The 17,081-nt window shown below is 65.5% G+C and carries 14 protein-coding genes; 12 read left to right on the top strand and 2 right to left on the bottom strand.

The window, feature by feature from the left end:
* The 9 genes from ASC92_RS10035 to ASC92_RS10075 form a co-directional block, all read left to right on the top strand.
* The coding region (locus ASC92_RS10035) for an aldehyde dehydrogenase family protein (RefSeq protein ID WP_056514151.1) at positions 1 to 226 on the top strand (226 nt) is incomplete at its 5' end.
* Between the two features lie 6 nt (positions 227 to 232).
* Positions 233 to 1,042, top strand: coding sequence for a cytochrome b561 domain-containing protein (locus tag ASC92_RS10040; RefSeq protein WP_235505765.1), 810 nt, complete (start codon positions 233 to 235; stop codon positions 1,040 to 1,042).
* A 34-nt stretch (positions 1,043 to 1,076) separates the two neighbouring features.
* On the top strand, positions 1,077 to 2,168 hold the full coding sequence (locus tag ASC92_RS10045; protein ID WP_056514154.1) for an ABC transporter ATP-binding protein: 1,092 nt from the start codon (positions 1,077 to 1,079) through the stop codon (positions 2,166 to 2,168).
* A gap of 36 nt (positions 2,169 to 2,204) precedes the next feature.
* Complete coding sequence (locus tag ASC92_RS10050) at positions 2,205 to 3,536, top strand: ABC transporter substrate-binding protein (RefSeq protein WP_056514157.1); 1,332 nt, start codon at positions 2,205 to 2,207, stop codon at positions 3,534 to 3,536.
* Between the two features lie 5 nt (positions 3,537 to 3,541).
* Positions 3,542 to 4,417 (top strand): carbohydrate ABC transporter permease, encoded by an 876-nt coding sequence (locus ASC92_RS10055; RefSeq protein WP_056514160.1) that lies wholly within the window; start codon positions 3,542 to 3,544, stop codon positions 4,415 to 4,417.
* A 10-nt stretch (positions 4,418 to 4,427) separates the two neighbouring features.
* On the top strand, positions 4,428 to 5,255 hold the full coding sequence (locus tag ASC92_RS10060; protein WP_056514164.1) for a carbohydrate ABC transporter permease: 828 nt from the start codon (positions 4,428 to 4,430) through the stop codon (positions 5,253 to 5,255).
* A 34-nt stretch (positions 5,256 to 5,289) separates the two neighbouring features.
* A complete protein-coding gene (locus tag ASC92_RS10065; RefSeq protein WP_157609030.1) occupies positions 5,290 to 6,681 on the top strand; it encodes an ABC transporter substrate-binding protein in 1,392 nt (463 codons plus the stop codon).
* A 5-nt stretch (positions 6,682 to 6,686) separates the two neighbouring features.
* Positions 6,687 to 7,616 (top strand): SMP-30/gluconolactonase/LRE family protein, encoded by a 930-nt coding sequence (locus tag ASC92_RS10070; protein WP_414820404.1) that lies wholly within the window; start codon positions 6,687 to 6,689, stop codon positions 7,614 to 7,616.
* Positions 7,613 to 8,542: a YncE family protein gene (locus tag ASC92_RS10075; RefSeq protein ID WP_056514172.1), complete on the top strand. Its 930-nt coding sequence runs from the start codon at positions 7,613 to 7,615 to the stop codon at positions 8,540 to 8,542. Before ASC92_RS10070 ends, ASC92_RS10075 begins: the two co-directional genes overlap by 4 nt.
* Here the strand turns inward: ASC92_RS10075 and ASC92_RS10080 are convergent.
* A complete protein-coding gene (locus ASC92_RS10080) occupies positions 8,535 to 10,940 on the bottom strand; it encodes a CHASE2 and HATPase_c domain-containing protein (protein WP_235505766.1) in 2,406 nt (801 codons plus the stop codon). The genes ASC92_RS10075 and ASC92_RS10080 overlap by 8 nt on opposite strands.
* Before the next feature lie 21 nt (positions 10,941 to 10,961).
* Positions 10,962 to 11,699 (bottom strand): response regulator transcription factor, encoded by a 738-nt coding sequence (locus ASC92_RS10085; protein WP_056514178.1) that lies wholly within the window; start codon positions 11,697 to 11,699, stop codon positions 10,962 to 10,964.
* A gap of 205 nt (positions 11,700 to 11,904) precedes the next feature.
* Between ASC92_RS10085 and ASC92_RS10090 the strand changes: the two genes are divergently transcribed.
* The 3 genes from ASC92_RS10090 to ASC92_RS10100 all read left to right on the top strand — a co-directional run bounded on the left by ASC92_RS10090 (position 11,905) and on the right by ASC92_RS10100 (position 16,936).
* On the top strand, positions 11,905 to 12,885 hold the full coding sequence (locus tag ASC92_RS10090; RefSeq protein ID WP_235505767.1) for a LysR family transcriptional regulator: 981 nt from the start codon (positions 11,905 to 11,907) through the stop codon (positions 12,883 to 12,885).
* Between the two features lie 370 nt (positions 12,886 to 13,255).
* Complete coding sequence (locus tag ASC92_RS10095) at positions 13,256 to 13,891, top strand: hypothetical protein (RefSeq protein ID WP_157609031.1); 636 nt, start codon at positions 13,256 to 13,258, stop codon at positions 13,889 to 13,891.
* Between the two features lie 129 nt (positions 13,892 to 14,020).
* On the top strand, positions 14,021 to 16,936 hold the full coding sequence (locus tag ASC92_RS10100) for a beta strand repeat-containing protein (RefSeq protein WP_056514184.1): 2,916 nt from the start codon (positions 14,021 to 14,023) through the stop codon (positions 16,934 to 16,936).
* Positions 16,937 to 17,081: the final 145 nt, after the last annotated feature.

Below are 17,081 nucleotides of genomic sequence, written 5' to 3' on the forward strand. Positions count from 1 at the left end.
GTTCGGCCTGTCCGCGGGCATTGCGACCACCAGCCTGAAGTACGCCACGCACTTCAAGCGCCACAGCCAGGCCGGCATGGTGATGGTCAACCTGCCGACAGCGGGCGTGGACTACCACGTGCCGTTCGGCGGCCGCAAGGGCTCGAGCTACGGTCCGCGCGAGCAGGGCAAGTACGCGCAGGAGTTCTTCACTACCGTGAAGACGGCGTACACGGCAGCCGGTTGAAAAGCCATGACGCATCGTTGCGCCTGCTTCATCGCGCTGATGGGCCTGTCGGCTATGCCGGCAGTCGCTCACGCGGCGCTGGCACAGCCGTGGGACTGGCTGCTGGCCCCGCTCTCCGGCGCCATCGAGCATCACATTGCCGGCAAGGCAGCCTGGCATGCGCGGCTGATGGTGCTCGGCTGGGGCATCCTGTTGCCGCTCGGCGCGTTGGCGGCGCGCTTCTTCAAGATCATGCCGGGCCAGGACTGGCCGCAGCAGCTCGACAACAAGGCGTGGTGGCATGCGCATCGCGTGTTGCAGTACGCCGGCGTACTTGCGATGACCATCGGGCTCGGGCTCGCGTGGGGCCTCGGCGGCAGACGCGACACCGCGGCACAGGTGCATGCGTGGCTCGGCTGGGGCCTGTGTATCGCGGGGTGGGCGCAGGTTGCCGGCGGCCTGCTGCGCGGCGGCAAGGGCGGCCCTACCGATGCCCGGCTTCGCGGCGATCACTACGACATGACTCGCTGGCGCATCGGCTTCGAGTGCCTGCACAAATCGCTGGGCTGGCTGGCCATCGCCCTGGCGGTGCTGACCATCGCTCTCGGGCTCGTCATCGTCGACGCGCCGCGCTGGATGGCCACCGTTCTGGCCCTCTGGTGGGGCGCCTTCGCCGCGGTCTTCATCCGGCTTCAACGCCAAGGCCGCTGCATCGACACCTACCAGGCCATCTGGGGACCGAGCGCCGCGCACCCGGGAAATCGACGCCCCCTCATGGGTTGGGGAGTTCGCCGCTACACGGCGTCCGCCTGGCGAGCCCGTTGCGGCCGACCCTGACCCTTCCTTCAAAAACCAACTTCAAAGAGACAAGATGTCAGGACTGGAATTGAACAACGTGGTCAAGCGCTTCGGCGAGGTGACCGTGGTGCAGCAGATGGATCTCGCCATCGACGATGGCGAGTTCGTCGTGCTGCTGGGTGAATCGGGCTGCGGCAAGAGCACGACATTGCGCATGATCGCCGGGCTCGAGGAAGTCAGCGAAGGGCACATCACCATCGGCGGGCGCGACGTCACGCGCGTGGCGCCGATGGCGCGCGACATCGCGATGGTGTTCCAGAACTACGCGCTGTATCCGCACATGGACGTGGGCACCAACATGTCGTTCGCATTGCGCCTGGCGGGCCGGCCGAAGGCGGAAATCGACAGCAAGGTGGCTGCAGCCGCCAAGGTGCTGAACATCGGGCACCTGCTCGCGCGCAAACCCAAGGAGCTGTCGGGCGGCCAGCGCCAGCGCGTGGCGATCGGCCGGGCCATCGTGCGCGAGCCCAAGGTCTTTCTGTTCGACGAACCGCTGTCGAATCTCGATGCCAAGCTGCGCGGCCACATGCGCGCCGAACTGGCGCTACTGCACGAGCGCCTGGGCAAGACCACGGTCTACGTGACGCACGACCAGGTCGAGGCCATGACCCTGGCCTCGCGCATCGTGATCTTCGACAAGGGCCGCATCCAGCAGGTGGGCACGCCGTCGGAAGTTTTCACGCGGCCGGCGAGCCTGTTCGTGGCGGGCTTCATCGGCACGCCGACCATGAATTTCTTCAAGGCCCGCTATGCCGAGGAAAACGGCCGGCGCGTGCTGCGCGGCGAGGGTTTTGCCTGGCAACCGCCCGCCTGGCTGGCGGCCAATCCACCCGACCCCGGGCAGGAACTGACGCTGGGCCTGCGTCCGCAGGCGCTGCGCGCCAGCCCGGACGCGGCGCAGCTGACCGTCAAGGTGGAAGTGGTGGAGTACCTCGGCACCGAAAGCCAGATCGTGGGCCACATGGTCGCGCCCTCGGGCCAACGCGTGGCCGCGATGCTGCCGGGCGATGCCCATGCGCAGTTGCACCGCAACGTCCACCTGGGATTCGACAGCGAAGACCTGCACGTTTTCGACAGCGACAGCGGACGCTCCCTGCGCCGCTGATTCCGCTCTCATCCATCAACAAGAAATGAGACAGTCATGAAGAGAAGAGATTTCGTCAAGAGCAGTGCGGCGACGGTGTTCGGCGCCGGCCTGCCTTTTCACGGGGCGCTCGCGCAGAGCCGCTACGCCAGGTATGCGGGCCAGACCGTGACCTTCAGCATCCCGGCGCATCCGCACTACGACGCGATGCTGAAGATCCTGCCCGAATTCACCAAGGAGACCGGCATCAAGGTCGACGTGGACAAGCTGGCCATGGGCCGCATGAAGGAAAAGCAGCTGCTCGAAATGGCCAAGTCGCAGGGGGACTACGACCTGGTGAGCTACGTGGTGATGTGGAAAGGCGAGTATGTCGCCAAGAACCTCATCCATCCCCTGGAGCGCTTCTTCAAGAATCCTGCCCTGGCCGATCCCGGGTACGACCTGAAGGACATCATCCCGATCTACCTGGAGAACCTGGGCATGGTCGGTGGCCCCAAAGGCTACCTGGCAGGCCCTGGCGCCCAGCTCTACGGCCTGCCCTATGGCGCTGAAACCTCGGTGCTGGCCTACCGTCGCGACATCTTTGCCAAGCACAACCTGCAGCCGCCCGGCAACTACGACGATTTCGCCAGGCTCCTGCGCCTGCTGAAAGACAAGGAAGGCATTGGCGCATTGGCCTCGCGCGGACAGGCCGGCCACCAGTGCGTGCACGCCTGGCTGCTGCACCTGAACCCGCTCGGGGGCAGCATCTTCGACGACGAATGGAAGGTGCGCTTCAACGATCAGGCGGGCGTCAAGGCGCTCAAGTTCCTGCAGGAGGTGGTGGCCACCGGCCCGGCCGGCATCCCGGCCTATGGACAGGGCGAGAGCAATACGGCCTTCCTGCAAGGCCAGGCTGCGATGTACCTCGACTCCACCTCGCTCGCCGGTCTGGTCAACGACCCCTCCAAGTCGCGGGTCGCGGGCAAGGTGAGCTGGGCGCTGCACCCCATGGGCACCAGGCGCGCATCGCAGTCGGGCGGCCTGGGCCTGGCGATCCCGAAGAACGCGAAGAACGCCGATGCCGGCTTCCTGCTGATGCAGTGGCTCACCTCGAAAGCACAAGACAAGGCCTGCACCCGGGCCGGCGGCACGCCGGTGCGCAACTCCACGATGCTCGATGCCGAACTGGTGCGCCAGTACCCGGAATTCATCACCTTCAGGGAGGCATTGAAGTACTCCAATCCCGATTGGCGGCCGATCATCCCGGTGTGGGACAAGATCAACGTGCAGGCCCTGGGCGTCGGCATCTCCGAGGCACTCACCGGCAGGAAGACGGCCGAGGCCGCGCTCAATGACCTGGTGGGGCCGGTCACGCAGATCATGCGCGAAGCGAACTACAAGGTCTGATCGCGATGCGCACATCTCCCTGGATTCCGGCCTTCTACCTCGGCCCGGCCGTCCTCATCATGGTGGCGGCCTGCCTCTACCCCGTTCTGTCGGCCTTCCAGCTCGGCTTCTTCGACTGGAGCATGGGCACTCCGTGGAGCGACGCCCGCTGGGTCGGGCTCGACAGCTTCGTCTCGGCACTCTCCAATCCGCGCGTCTGGTCGTCGCTGTGGACCACCCTGCAATTCGCGGCGGTGAGCGTCAGCGTGGAGATGGTGGCAGGCATCGCCTTGGCGCTGGCGCTGGAACGCCCGGTGCGCGGCACGGCCTTCTTCCGCACGCTGTTCATCCTGCCGATGATGATCGCGCCCATTGCGGTTGGCCTGGCCTGGCGTTACTTGTTCGACGCGCAGTTCGGCCTCATCAATGCAGTCCTTGGCTTGTTCGGCATCGCCGCACGAGGCTGGTTGGCCGACCCGACCCTGGCCTTCGCCGCAATCGTCGTCGCCGACATCTGGCAGTGGACGCCCTTCGTCTTCATCATGATGGTGGCGGCCCTGGCCAACGTGGACGCGGCGGTGATCGAGGCCTCGCGCATCGACGGCGCCAAATGGTGGCAGATGACCTTCATGGTCAAGCTGCCGATGGTGATGCACGTGATCGCCATCACGCTGATGATGCGGCTGATCGATGCCTTTCGCGTGCTCGAGGTGATCTACGTGTTGACCTTCGGCGGTCCTGGCGATTCGACAGAAATCCTCGCCCTGCATATCTACAAGACGGCCTTCGTCGGCCAGCAGCTTGGCGCTGCGGCGGCGATCTCGGTGCTGTTGCTGGTGGTGGTCGTGGCCCTCTCCTGGGGCGCGTTGCGGCTGTCGAACCCGCTCAAGAACGATAGGTGAGACGACAAGCATGAAACAGCATTCCCCTCTTTTCGCGGCGCTGCACTACGCGATGCTGATTGCGCTCGCGGCGCTGTGCATCGCGCCGATCGCCGTGATCTTCACCACCAGCCTGCGCCAGCAGGTGCAGATCTTCGCCGAGCCACTGAACTTCATCTTCACGCCCACGCTGGCGAACTACCGCGCCGTGCTGCAGGAAGACAAGTTCAGCAGCTATCTGATGAACAGCCTGTTCGTCGGCATTGTCTCCACGGCCGTCACCCTGGTGCTCGGCTGCATGGCCGCTTACGGCCTGGCCCGCTTCCGCTTCGCGGGGCGCAACGTGGTGGCCTACACCACGCTGCTGCTGCGCACCGTGCCGCTGGCCGTGCTGGCCATTCCGGTCTTCATGATCTGGAACCAGTGGCACCTGGTCAACAGCCTGTGGGGCCTGGTCCTTCTGTACGTGGCGGTCAACCTGCCCTTCACCATCTGGCTGCTTTACGGCTTCGTGCTGCAGGTTCCGATCGAACTGGAAGAAGCCGCGGCCATCGATGGCTGCGGTCCGATCAAGGTGTTCATGAAAGTGCTGCTTCCGCTGATGGCGCCCGGCTTGGCCGCGGCTTCGATCTTCACCTTTCGCATCGCGTGGAACGAGTTCATCCTGGCCCTGGTGCTGACCGACCGCCACACCCGCACGCTGCCCGTGGCGGCCTCGCTGTTCATTACCGACATGGGCGTCGACTGGGGCAAAGTGATGGCGATGGGCAGCCTGATCGCGATCCCGCCGCTGATCTTCACGTTCGTCGCCGCGCGCCAGATCATCACCGGGCTCACCGCGGGTGCGGTCAAGGGATGATGGCCCTCCACCGCACCAGGACTGTCGAGGAAGCATGCTGAAGGATCGATCTTCGATTGGCCGGCGGACGCTGATACAGGCAGCAGGCGCATATGGTGCCGCTGGCTGGGGGCTCGGCGCCCGCGCACAGAACTCGAGCCAGCGCACCTGGGACAAGCTGCGCGGCCAGACCATCCGCGTGAGCTATCCCGGCCCGCACCCACACTACGATGCAGCCGAAGGGCTCTTCGACGATTTCACACGCGAGACGGGTATCAGGATCGAGCGCGACCGGACACCCTACCTTGAGATGAAAGACCGCCAGCTCGCGGGAATGCGCAAGCCCCAAGGCGACTATGACGCCATCACCTATCTGGTGGTGTGGAAGGCCGGGTACATCAAGGAAGGCCTGCTTCGGCCGCTGGACGAGATGCTGGCCGACCCATCGCTGGCCATGCCGAACTACGATTTCAAAGACCTGATTCCCGCGTATGTCCAGGCCATCGGCGTGGCTGGTGGTCCGAAGGCGTCTCTGCCCGGTCCGGACGCTCGGCTGTACGGACTGCCCTACGGTGCGGAAACCAGCGTGCTGGGCTTTCGGCGCGACATCCTGGAGCGACAGAAGTTGCAGGTACCGTCCACCTACGGAGAATTGCTGCACGCTTGCGAGGTGATTCACGACAAGGAAAAGATCGGCGGCGTAACCTCCCGCTCGCAGGCGGGCCATCAAATCACGCATGCTTGGCTGCTGCACCTTTCGCCATTCGGCGGTCAGGTGTTCGATGCCGGCTTCAGGCCTGTGCTGCACGAGGATCCAGGCATCAAGGCCGCCGAGACGCTTCGCCGCTTGGTCGAGACGGGGCCGGTCGCGGCCGGCAAGGCCGGTTTCGAGGAGATGCAGGCCGCGTTCCTCCATGGCGAATGCGCGTTCTATCTCGACACGCTGGCCGTCATGGGGCCGGCCAAGGATCCGAAGCGTTCGAAGGTGGTGAACAAGGTCGCCTACGCGATGCATCCGAGCGGCACCCGCCTGTCGGGGCAGACCGGCGGCTTCGGGCTTGCGATTCCGAAGAACGCGCGCCATCCCGAAGCCGCCTGCGTGTTCATCCAGTGGTTGACCAGCAAGGCAAACGATCTGCGTGTGGCAACGCTCGGTGGCAACGCGGGCCGCTGGTCGACATTGGCCAACGTTGATTTCAAGCTCAGGAATCCCGAGCAAGGCATGCTGCCTTTCGTGCTGCGCGCTGCCAACCCCGACTGGCGACCGTTGATCCCGGAATGGGACGAAATGAGCAAGAACGTCATCGGGCAAGTCCTGCCCGACGTGTTGACAGGCAAGCGCACGGCGCGCGAGGCCCTCGCTTCCACCGTGCCGCAGCTCGAGTCGCTGCTGCGAAGCGGTGGTTGGATAGGCAAGGCCGTACCCACGGGTGCTGCAAAAGGATGAAACGCATGGATACCCGGATCGAAATCTTCGATGCTCGCCTGGACCCCGTCGTCCAGGGTGCAAGGCTCGAGAAACTGTGCACCGGGGCGCAATGGAGCGAAGGCCCGGTCTGGATGCATGAGGACGACGCCGTGCTCTGGAGCGACATCCCGAACAACCGGATGCTGCGCTGGTCCGAGGTGGAGGGCATGAGCGTGTGGCGCACGGGCGTTGAATTCACCAACGGCCACACGCGCGACCTCGACGGCGACCTGCTCCACTGCTCGCACGGACTGCGCGCCATCGTGCGCACGCGTGCCTCGGCCGGAGGCGTGCTTGCCGATACACCCGACGAGATCGTGGTCGACCGCTACCTCGGCAAGCGCCTCAACTCGCCCAACGACGTCGTCGTGAAGCGCGACGGCACGATCTGGTTCACTGACCCGCCCTACGGCATTGCCAGCGATCGGGAGGGCCACCGCGCGGAGCGCGAGCAGCCGGCCAACTTCGTGTTCCGCTTCGATCCGGCGAGCGGCCGCCTCGACGCCATGACCGACGCGGTGCAGGAACCCAACGGCCTCGCGTTCTCGCCCGACGAATCGCGGCTCTACGTGAGCGATACCTCGGCCGCGATGCGCAGCGACGGCAGCGGCCGCCACCACCTGATGGTGTTCGACGTGCGCGGCAATGCGCTCGCCAACGGCCGCGTGTTCGCCGAGGTGAATCCCGGCCTGCCCGACGGCTTCCGCCTCGACGCCCAGGGCTGGCTCTACACCAGCAGCCTCGACAGCGTGCAGGTCTACCACCCTGACGGCAGCCTGCTCGGCAAGATCCATGTGCCGGAGAAGGTGGGCAACCTCTGCTTCGGCGGCACGCGGCGCAACCAGCTCTATATCGCGGCGAGCACATCGCTCTACCGAATCGCCCTTCATACCGAAGGAATCCAGCGTCCATGACCAAAGAGATCCTGCTGCTGGTGGAAAAGTGCAGCCACTGCTTCAGCTACTACGACATCGAAAGCGGCGAGCGGCTGCACAGCATTGCCCTCGAGGAGTTTCCGCACGAGTTCGTGGTGGACGCAGCGAAGCGTTTCGCCTACGTGGGCCACTACGGCGTCGAGACCTCGGGCCACCTGGGCCACGGCGGCACTCGCATCTTCCAGATCGACATCGCGGCGCGCAAGCTTGCACGCACTATCGACATCGCCCCCTTCAACCGGTTGCACGGCATGCAGATGGACGAACAGGGCCGCCTCTACGTGCTGAGCGAGGAGCGCGCGCAGCTGGTGGTGCTCGACCGTCCGGAGTCCGACACCACGCCGCGCCGCGCAGTACCCACCGGCGGCATCAAGAGCCACCTGTTCGCGCTCACCCGCGACGGACAGACCGCTTACGTGATGAACCTGCTCTCGCACACCGTGACCAGGATCCGGCCGCACGAAGCCACGGTCGCGCCGGTGCCCTGCTCGCCAGGCGAGAAGCCCGAGGGCTGTGCGCTCTCGGCTGACGAGAAGACGTTCTACGTCACCAACCGGTGGAGCAACACGCTGGCGGCCATCGACACCGCCACCATGAAGGTGCTGCGCGAAGCCCCCTCGCGCGAGGACGCGACGCGCCTCTACCCGTATCGCGACGGGCGTCTGGTGGTCACCAACTACGGCGATCGCAGCCTGTCGGTGGTCGACCCGGCGAGCCTGAAGGAACTGGCCTGCATTCCGATGGAAGCGCGCGCGATTGCACTGAGCTTCCATCCGACCCGGCCGCTCGCCTTCGTAAGCCAGGACAACGACCAGCTCGGCTACTTCAATATGGAGACGCTGGCCTTCGAACGCTTCATCGGCACGCAGCGCGAGCCGGACGTGTCGTGCGTGGTGCTCATGTGAAGCTGCGAAGCGGAAGGCTGATCCAGAAGGTCGTGCCCGCGCCGGCCGCGCTCGCAGCCTCGATGTGCCCGCCATGGCGCCGCACCACCGTGCGCACCACCGCAAAGCCCAGCCCCATGCCCCGGCGCCTGATGGGCGCATGGGGTTCGTCGGCCGAACCATGCATCACCTCGTCGTTGCTGCGCGACGGCCGCGTTCCACTCAAAAGACTGTTCAGTTGCGCATGGGGCATGCCCTCGCCGTCGTCGCTGACCGCGATGAAGGCCCGCGCATCTTGCTCTGCCCCGGCGCCGGGCTCGGCCGCGAGGCAGAGCGTGATGCGCCCGCCTGCTGCGCTGTGGCGGATGGCGTTGTTCAGCAGGTTCACGATCGCACGGGTGAGCAGCACACCGTCGGCCTGCATGGTGAGTTCGTCGGCGTCGCTGATGCGGGTCTCGATCTGCACCTGGCTGGCGCGCGCATAAGGCCAGACCTGGTCGCGCGCGTCGAGCAGCACGGTGCCTAGGTGGGTATCTTCCATGCTGTAGTCGTCGGAGCCCGCTTCCACGAAGTCCATGAATCCTTCCGCCAGGCTCACGGTGCGCTCGGCTTCGCGGCGCACCGCGTGCAGCAGCACGTCGATGCTTTCCGTGGGCCTGTACATCGACAGCAGGCTGAGGATCGTCATCTGGGGGCTGCGCAGATCGTGCGACAGCAGGCGGCGCCATTCTTCCCGCTGGCTCTGCGCTTCGCGCTCGGCGGTCAATTCGGGCAGCACGACGATCCAGTTGCGATCGCCTGCTTCCGTGGTGCCGAAGGCTTCGGCTTCGAGCTGAAAGATGCGGCCGTCGGATGTCCGGTACTCGCGCCGCAGATCCTCGCTCCAGTGGGCACCGATGGCTTCGATGCCCTCGCTCGCAACGCCGCCAAGGCTGCCGAGCAAGGTCGGCAGGTGCATGCCATGGGGCGGCCGTGCCGGGGCGTGCATGGTGGCGGGCAAGGTTTCGTCGAGCAGTCGCCGCGCCGCGGCATTGCTCGACCCGATGTAGCCGGTGTCATCGCAGATCAGCACGGCCGCCGGCATGATCTGGAGAGCCTCGTCCATCAGCGTCTGCATGCGGCCGATTCGCGCAATCGCGCGGTCGAGCGCCTGCTGCGGATTTGCCGGCGGAGCCTGCATCGGGATGGCCAGGGCCGCCAGCGCCTGGAAAGCGCTCGCGGGCAGGCTGTCGAGCGTTCTCGCGCGCTGCCGGAAATAGACGAACTGTGATTCGAGCCGGCGCCAGCTCCACAGCAGGTAGAGCGCCAGCATGCCGAGGACGGGCGCCGCCGGCGGCAGCCACCAGTGCAGCAGCGGCATGGCCAGCACGCAGAGCAGCAGCCACGAGAGCGCGAGGCCGGAAATGAACACCAGCGCATGGCGCCTGGCATGCACCAGGAGCAACAGCACCAGCCAGATCGGCAAGGTGGTCCATGCGGCATAGGCCAGCGGTGCCGGCATGCGCACGTTGCGGCCGTGCAGCAGTCCGTCGATCAGGTTGGCATGCACCTCGATGCCCGGCAGCGCGGCGACGCCTGCGTTCGGCGTCGGCACCTGGCCGCCGAGCCCGTGCGCCGTGGCACCCACCAGCAGCAGCTTGCCGCGCAGCAGTGCGGCCGGCACCTCGCCACGCAGAACGCTCACATACGACACCGTGCGGTAGCTGCCCCGTGCCCCGGCGAAGAACATGCGCACGGGCTGCTCGTGCTTCCAGTCGCCAGGCGCGATCGCTGCCGGCTCGGTGTCGGCCTCGGCCTCGGCCGCCGACCCGTATCCGGCCATCAGCGCGCCTACGTAATATTGACCAAGGCCGGCCGGACCTTCGCGCAGGTACAGCGTGCGCGACACGCCGTCCCCGTCGAGCGCCAGCTCCGCGTGGCCGACGCCGCGCGCATGGGCGGCGAACAGCGGCAAGGGTGGCAGGAAGCCCGGCCAGCGGCCCGGCGAAGGCGCAGTGCCGCTGTCGCGCAGCAGCGGCAGGTAGACGGGCAAGCGATCCATCGCCCGGGCCAGTTTCTCGTCGTCGCCGGCGTCCGGGCTGGGTTCCGTCAGGAACAGGTTGAGCAGCACCGCGCGGGGTGCTGCCTCTGCGAGTTCTTCCAGAAGCCGGGCATAGAGTTCGCGCCGCCACGGCCAGCGCCCCAACTCGCGCAAGCTTCGCTCGTCGATCGCAACGATCAGGATGTCCGGCGACGGCGCGGGCGCCGCGAGGGGCAACACGGAGTCGTAGACCATCGTGTCGAGCACTTGCAGCCAACCGGGCCGATCGGCGAGCCACAGCATGGCTGCGGGCAGCAGCAGCGCTATCAGCAGCCGCGCGACCATCGCACGTGGGCGCGTGCGGGCGGGGAGGCGCTGGCGATCACTCGATCGCTGCATCGAGTTTCGCGGGTCCACGGTTCAGGCGGCCGCTTCCAGCGTGGCGTCGAGGCAATAGCCCCGCCCGTAGACCGTGCGCAGGGTGAGCCCCTGCGCGGCCTCGAGTTCGAGCTTGTTGCGCAGCCGGTAGATGTGCATGTCCAGCGTGCGCGAGGGCAGGTCTCCGTCGTAGCCTGCGCTCTCGAGCAGGTGCGCGCGCGAAACCACGTGGCCGATGTTCTGGAACAGCATCAGCGCGAGCTTGAACTCGCGGCTCGAGAGTTCCTGGCGCCGCGGCGCTGCGCCGTCGTCGTCGTGCTCCGGATGGATCAGCACGCTGTGCGAGACCTGGTCGAACTCCCAGCGTCCGAAATGCCTGCGGTCGGACGGCTCGGGCGAATGGCTTCTCTTCAGCAGGCGGTGCAGGCGCGCTCCCAATTCCAGCAGGCGCACAGGCTTGACCATGTAGTCGTCGGCACCCAGGCCCAGGGCTTTTGCCACGTCGCGCTCTGAAGATCGCGAGCTCAGCATCAGGACCGGAACCGGACTCTTCTGCCAGGTGCGCAGCCACTGCAGCAGCTCGGCGCCGTCGAGCCCCGGCACGTTCCAGTCCAGCACGAGGAGGTCGAAGGTTTCGCGGCGCAGCGTTCTCTGCAGCGAAAGCCCGTCGGCGAACGCAACGCAGGTGCTGGTGACGTCTCCTTGCGTGAACTGCTCCTGCAGCACGCGGACCAACTGAGCCAACTGGTCGGGCTCGTCTTCGAGTACGGCGATACGCATGGGTTCGGTGGTCGGTGTCCGGTACCGAATGCGGAGCCTCGACTGCGAGCGGCTGCAGCCTTGGCGCCCACGAAGACTGGCGGTGACCAGGCAATAGAAGTGAGTAACAACTGTTAATAGTTTATCACCAAATCTCACATTTGTAAGACGGGCCAAATCGATCTTGGGATTATCCGGGCATGGGAAGCCATTGGATCACTGAGAGATGATGAAGATGTCTTTGAATGATGTTGACGTTCGAACCGAAAACCTGAATTCGAACGCGGGCGCACAGGATTTGATATTGCCGGATGTCCGGCTTTTCGTGAAAGCCGTTGAGGCCGGGGGCTTGATGCACGCAGCCGCGGCGCTTGGAATTCCCAAGGCCACCGCATCCAGGCAGCTCAAGCGGCTTGAATCGACACTCGGGCATTTATTGATGCACCGCAGTGCGCATCGATTCGGATTGACCGACGAAGGGCGTTCTTTTTTATCGGCTGCGCGCGACATTCTTGTCGCGGTCGACGACGCAATGGCGCAGCGTGCGAGCACGAGCGACGACCTGAGGGGGCGGCTTCGCGTCTCGGCCTCCAGCTATTTCGGCCGGGATCTGCTGGCGCCGCATCTTCCCGCTTTCATGGCAGCGCATCCCCGGCTCGAAATCACGGTGCGCCTGGGGTCCCACAAGGTGGATCTTTCCCGCGAGGAGGCCGACGTGCTCATCCGGGCGAGCCGTGAAGGGTGCGAAGACCTCGTGGCGCGCCGCGTCGCGAGCGAGCCGCTCGTGCTGTGCGCGGCGCCGTCTTACCTCGAACAGCATCCCGCGATCAAGGATCTGGAAGACCTCGCGCAGCACGCATTCCTGGCTTGCGACGCCGAGCGCCCTGGCCAGGAAATGATCATTCCGATTGCTTCCCGGGAGCACAGCGTGCTGCCCGCAGGCCTGTTTCGCTCCAACGATCCGGAATTGCTTTTGAGGCTCGCTTGTGCAGCCAAGGGCATTGCGCTGATTCCGCTGCTGCTGGCAAAACCCCAAATAGAAGATGGATCGCTCCTGGTTGTATTTCCGGCGCTCGAATTGAGGCCCATGGAATTCGACCTGATGTATCTCCCCGGCAAGCGAAATTCCCGCAAGGTCAGGGCCTTTGCCGATCATCTGCTTTGCGCCCTGAAGCGACCGCCCGGCCTTTTTCCGTTGGCAGCCTGAGGCTTGCGCTTTTTTCACATTTTTTCCAAAAACCGGTTGTTCTGCGGTTTCACGCAGATTGTTGCGCGTTCGCATCAGGCTCCGGTGTTGAGGCTTATATCGCTCGATAGTGGATTTTGAGATCCAAAGTGACGAGTTTGAGCGTGGTTAGTGCACTTTACTGGCTTGACCCATCCTTGGTTGTCCCGGCTGGAACCAAGGGTCTCGATCAAAAAGTGGAACTTTTATCGTAGAAAAATGGTAGATCGCTTACATAATTAACAGTTAGAAATAAATGTTTCCACCGCAGTCCCTTGCAGCCCGCGCTGCTGTTTTCCCCGCCGGCGATGGGCCGGCATGCCTGTGACTTTCGAACCCGGAGCAAGCATTCGTGCCAACTGAAAAATCGACTCAATCCTTTTCCCGCCACCGCATGGGCGGCTTCCCGGGGCTCGCGGCCCGAATGGCGGCCGGCGTGCTCGTGGCAGCCAGCCTGATGGCGCCTGCGGCAGCGCAGCGCGTCGCCGCGGCGGAGGCCGGCGCCGGCAGCAAGACGGTTGCCGTGGTGCTGACGCAGCACAAGGTCGTGAAGGCCGCCGACGGCAAGGAGCAGCTGCTGGAGGCCTCCTCGGTGAAGCCGGGCGACATCCTCGAATACCGCGCCACCTACACCAACAACACCGGCAAGGCGGTTTCCGGCCTGGTCGCCGACCTGCCGATTCCCGAGGGGCTCGAGTACCTGCCCCGCAGTGCCAAGCCCGGCGCGGCGCTGGTCAAGGCGGCCACCAAGGACGGCGTCTACGGGGCCGAGCCCTTGATGCGCAAGGCCGACGGCAACAAGACAGAACCGGTGCCCTACAGCGACTACCGCGCGCTGCGCTGGACGCTCGGCCAGCTGCCCGCCAATGGCGTGACTGCCGTGAGCGCGCGCGCCAAGGTCGAGGTCGTCGTTCCGCCTGCTCCCAAGGCCGCCGCCGCGGCCGTGCAGGCACCCGCCGTCACGGTGCAGCCCGCTCCCGCGCGCTGATCACCCGGACAGCGGTCTCTTTCTTGGGTTCATTCCGCTGATCGCACGCAACCCGGCCGATGTTCCGTTCGCGGACGGGGCCGGGATTTTTTTGTCCCCTTTCTTTGACAACAACCGAGGAGAAACCACGTGAGTCCCATCTCGCCAGCCAAGGGCGTCGGCTTCAGGCCGAACGCCACCTGGGCGGGCGCCGCAGTTTTGTCGCTGGGCTTCCTGTTCGGAAGCTCGAGCGTCTTTGCCGCGCCGCCGCCCGCCAACACCGTCATCGGTAACCAGGCTTCGGCCACCTATTCGGATTCCGCCGGGACAACGCAGTTGGCAACCTCCAACCTGGTGCAGACCACGGTGCAGCAGGTGGGCTCCTTCACGCTGGACACGGTCAACCAGGTCACGACCACGGTCGTCAACACCAAGCTGGGTGCCGCGGGCTCGGTGGTCTACGCGCCACACACCCTGACCAACACCGGTAACGGCACGGACAGCTTCACCATCACGGTGGACGCCGACACCAATGCCTTCTCGAAGGTCGAGGTCTATGCCGACACCAACGGCGACGGCGTACCTGACAACACCACCTGGCTGTGTACCGCCACCTCCGCCGCGGTCTGCAGCGTGCCCGCGCAGAACGTGCCGGGCAACAACGGCACCTTCCAGTTCGTGGTGGCGTACACCATTCCCGGCACGGCCACCACGCCGACGACGCCTTTCGACACGGCCACCATCACTGCCGTTCCCGGCACGCCGGCCCTGTACACGGCGCCGAACACCTCGGCGGCGGACAAGGACCAGGTGAACCTGACCATCGCGGCGGCGTTCAGTGCCAGCAAGAGCCTGAGCGTCCCTGCGGTCGCCTGGTCCGCCAACGGCGGTAGCTGGCCCGCGGCGTCGGTGAGCGGTCCCCGCTCGACGGCGGGCTGTGCCGCCACTGTCGCGGGTGCATCCACACCGGCCGCAGGCTGCGTCTACACCACCTACACGTTGAGGTTCAACAACTCGGGTGGGGCGGCCGGCAGGTTCGCGTTGACGGACACGCTGCCGAGCGGCTTCACCTACGTGCCCGGATCCGCGGTCTGGAGCAATGCGCCGGCCGTCGCGCTGACGGATGCGGCAGGCACCGATGCGGCAGGGATTGACTTCAAGGCAGCGGGCAATACGTTGACCTTCGTCGTTGACTCGCTGGCGCCCAACGTCACGCAGACGGTGAGCTTCGTCGTGATGGTCAACGAAACGGCCGCCATCGGCACGTCCACGACGACCAATACCGCCAATTACAACCCGCAGACAGCAGGTCCGAGCGCCGACTCCAACTCGCCCGGCTTGACCAACTCGCCGACCAATCCGGCGAGCTACACGGTCGTGGGCACCTTCGGCATCGTGCTTGGCTCCGCAAGCGGTAGCCCGACCACCTCGCTGGACACTGGCGTTGGCAACCCCAACGCGACCGCCGCGGATACGACGACTGTCGCCAGCGCGGCCGTGGGCACCACGGTGAAGTTCACCCAGACGATGTTTAACGCCGGAAATGCCACGGACCTCGTGAACCTCACGGCGGCGCTGGGCACCTTCCCGGCGGGCACGACCTTCAAATTCTTCGCCGCCGATGGCCTGACGCCGTTGATCGATAACAACGGCGACGGTATTCCCGACACGGGTCCGGTCGCAGCGAACAGCAGCGTCCAGTTCGTCTTGGCCGCCACACTGCCATCGCCTGTGGTCCTGCCGACCGGTCCGTTCAGCGCGATCGTGACGGGTGCCTCGACTGGCGACAGCACGAAGACGGAATCGACGCGCGACACGCTGGTGGCCATGGTGGGTGTGTTGGTCGACCTGACCAACACCATTACCGGCAATGGCATCGCAGGCAATACGGGCAACGGCGACGTGGGCACGGGCCCGAGCCCGAACCCGACGCAGCTGAAGAGCACGCCGGCCGGCACAGGCACGATCTTTACGCTGTTCATCAAGAACAACGACACGCAGCTCCGCACCTACAGCCTCGCGGCGAGCCAGACCAACAACTTCCCGGGCAGCCTGCCTGCGGGCTGGACGGTCAAGTTCGTGAACGCGGGTGCCGGTTGTGCTGGCGGTGCGATCACCACGATCGACGTTGCCAACGGTGCTCCAGCGACGCAGTTCGATGCCTGCGTGACGCCGCCTGCTTCGCAAGTGCCGGTCACCGGACAGCTGATCTACTTCCAGGTGCGTGCCACCACCGCGACCTCGGCGGGTGTCGTGGCGATCGACACCAAGACCGACGCCGTGACGGTGACCCAGGTCGTGACCTATGGCGCGACGCTGACGCCGAACAACAACGGCCAGATCGCTCCCGGCGGTTCGGTGGTGTACGCCCACACGCTGACCAACACCGGCACGCAGAGCTGCGCAGGCCCGTACGCCTTTACGGCTTCGCTTCTTGCTGCCGACGTATCGGCTGGCTGGACCACCGCGCTGTACATCGACGTGAACGGCGACGGCCAGATCGACAGCGGTGACACGCTGGTGACCGGCCCGATCGCAGGTCCGTTGGCTGCGGGCGGTACGCAGAAGCTGCTCGTCAAGGTGTTCGCACCGGGCGGCGCTTCGGCGGGCGCGGTCGATACGGCCACGGTCACGGTGACTTTCCCTGCGGGCGCCACCTCGTGCGGCACACCGTCGGCCAACGATGTGACCACGGTCATCACCGGCCAGATGCGCCTCGTGAAGACCCAGGCCATGGATCCGACCTGCGCAGGCACGGTGGTTCCGAGCTCGTCGGCACCGCTCGTGGCAAAGCCGGGCGAGTGCATCGTGTACCGCGTCGTTGCGACCAATGAAGGCGTCGCTCCATTGACCAACATGTCCATCAATGACGCTGTGCCGGCCTTCACCAGCCTCACGGGGGCCACGCAACCGGCGACTCAGTGCGTCTCCACCGGTGTGACACCCACCTTTACTGCGGCGAACTACACGTCGACCGCGACGACGGTGGCCTGCGGCAGCACCGCTAACACGGTCAATCCAGGCGCAATGGCAACGCTGACCTTCTCCGTGAAGGTCAACAACTGATCGCTGCCTGAATGAAGAGCCGACGGGCCTTGTGCCCGTCGGCTCCTTCCCAAGCATCAAGGGCTATCCCTTTTTTCTTTTGCGTCCTCTCCCGAGGGCGCAAAGGAAAGAGTTCTTTTCGTTTTTTGATCCCCAGGCGGTGATC

It is taken from the genome of Variovorax sp. Root411 (assembly GCF_001425205.1).
Classification (GTDB): Bacteria; Pseudomonadota; Gammaproteobacteria; order Burkholderiales; family Burkholderiaceae_C; genus Variovorax.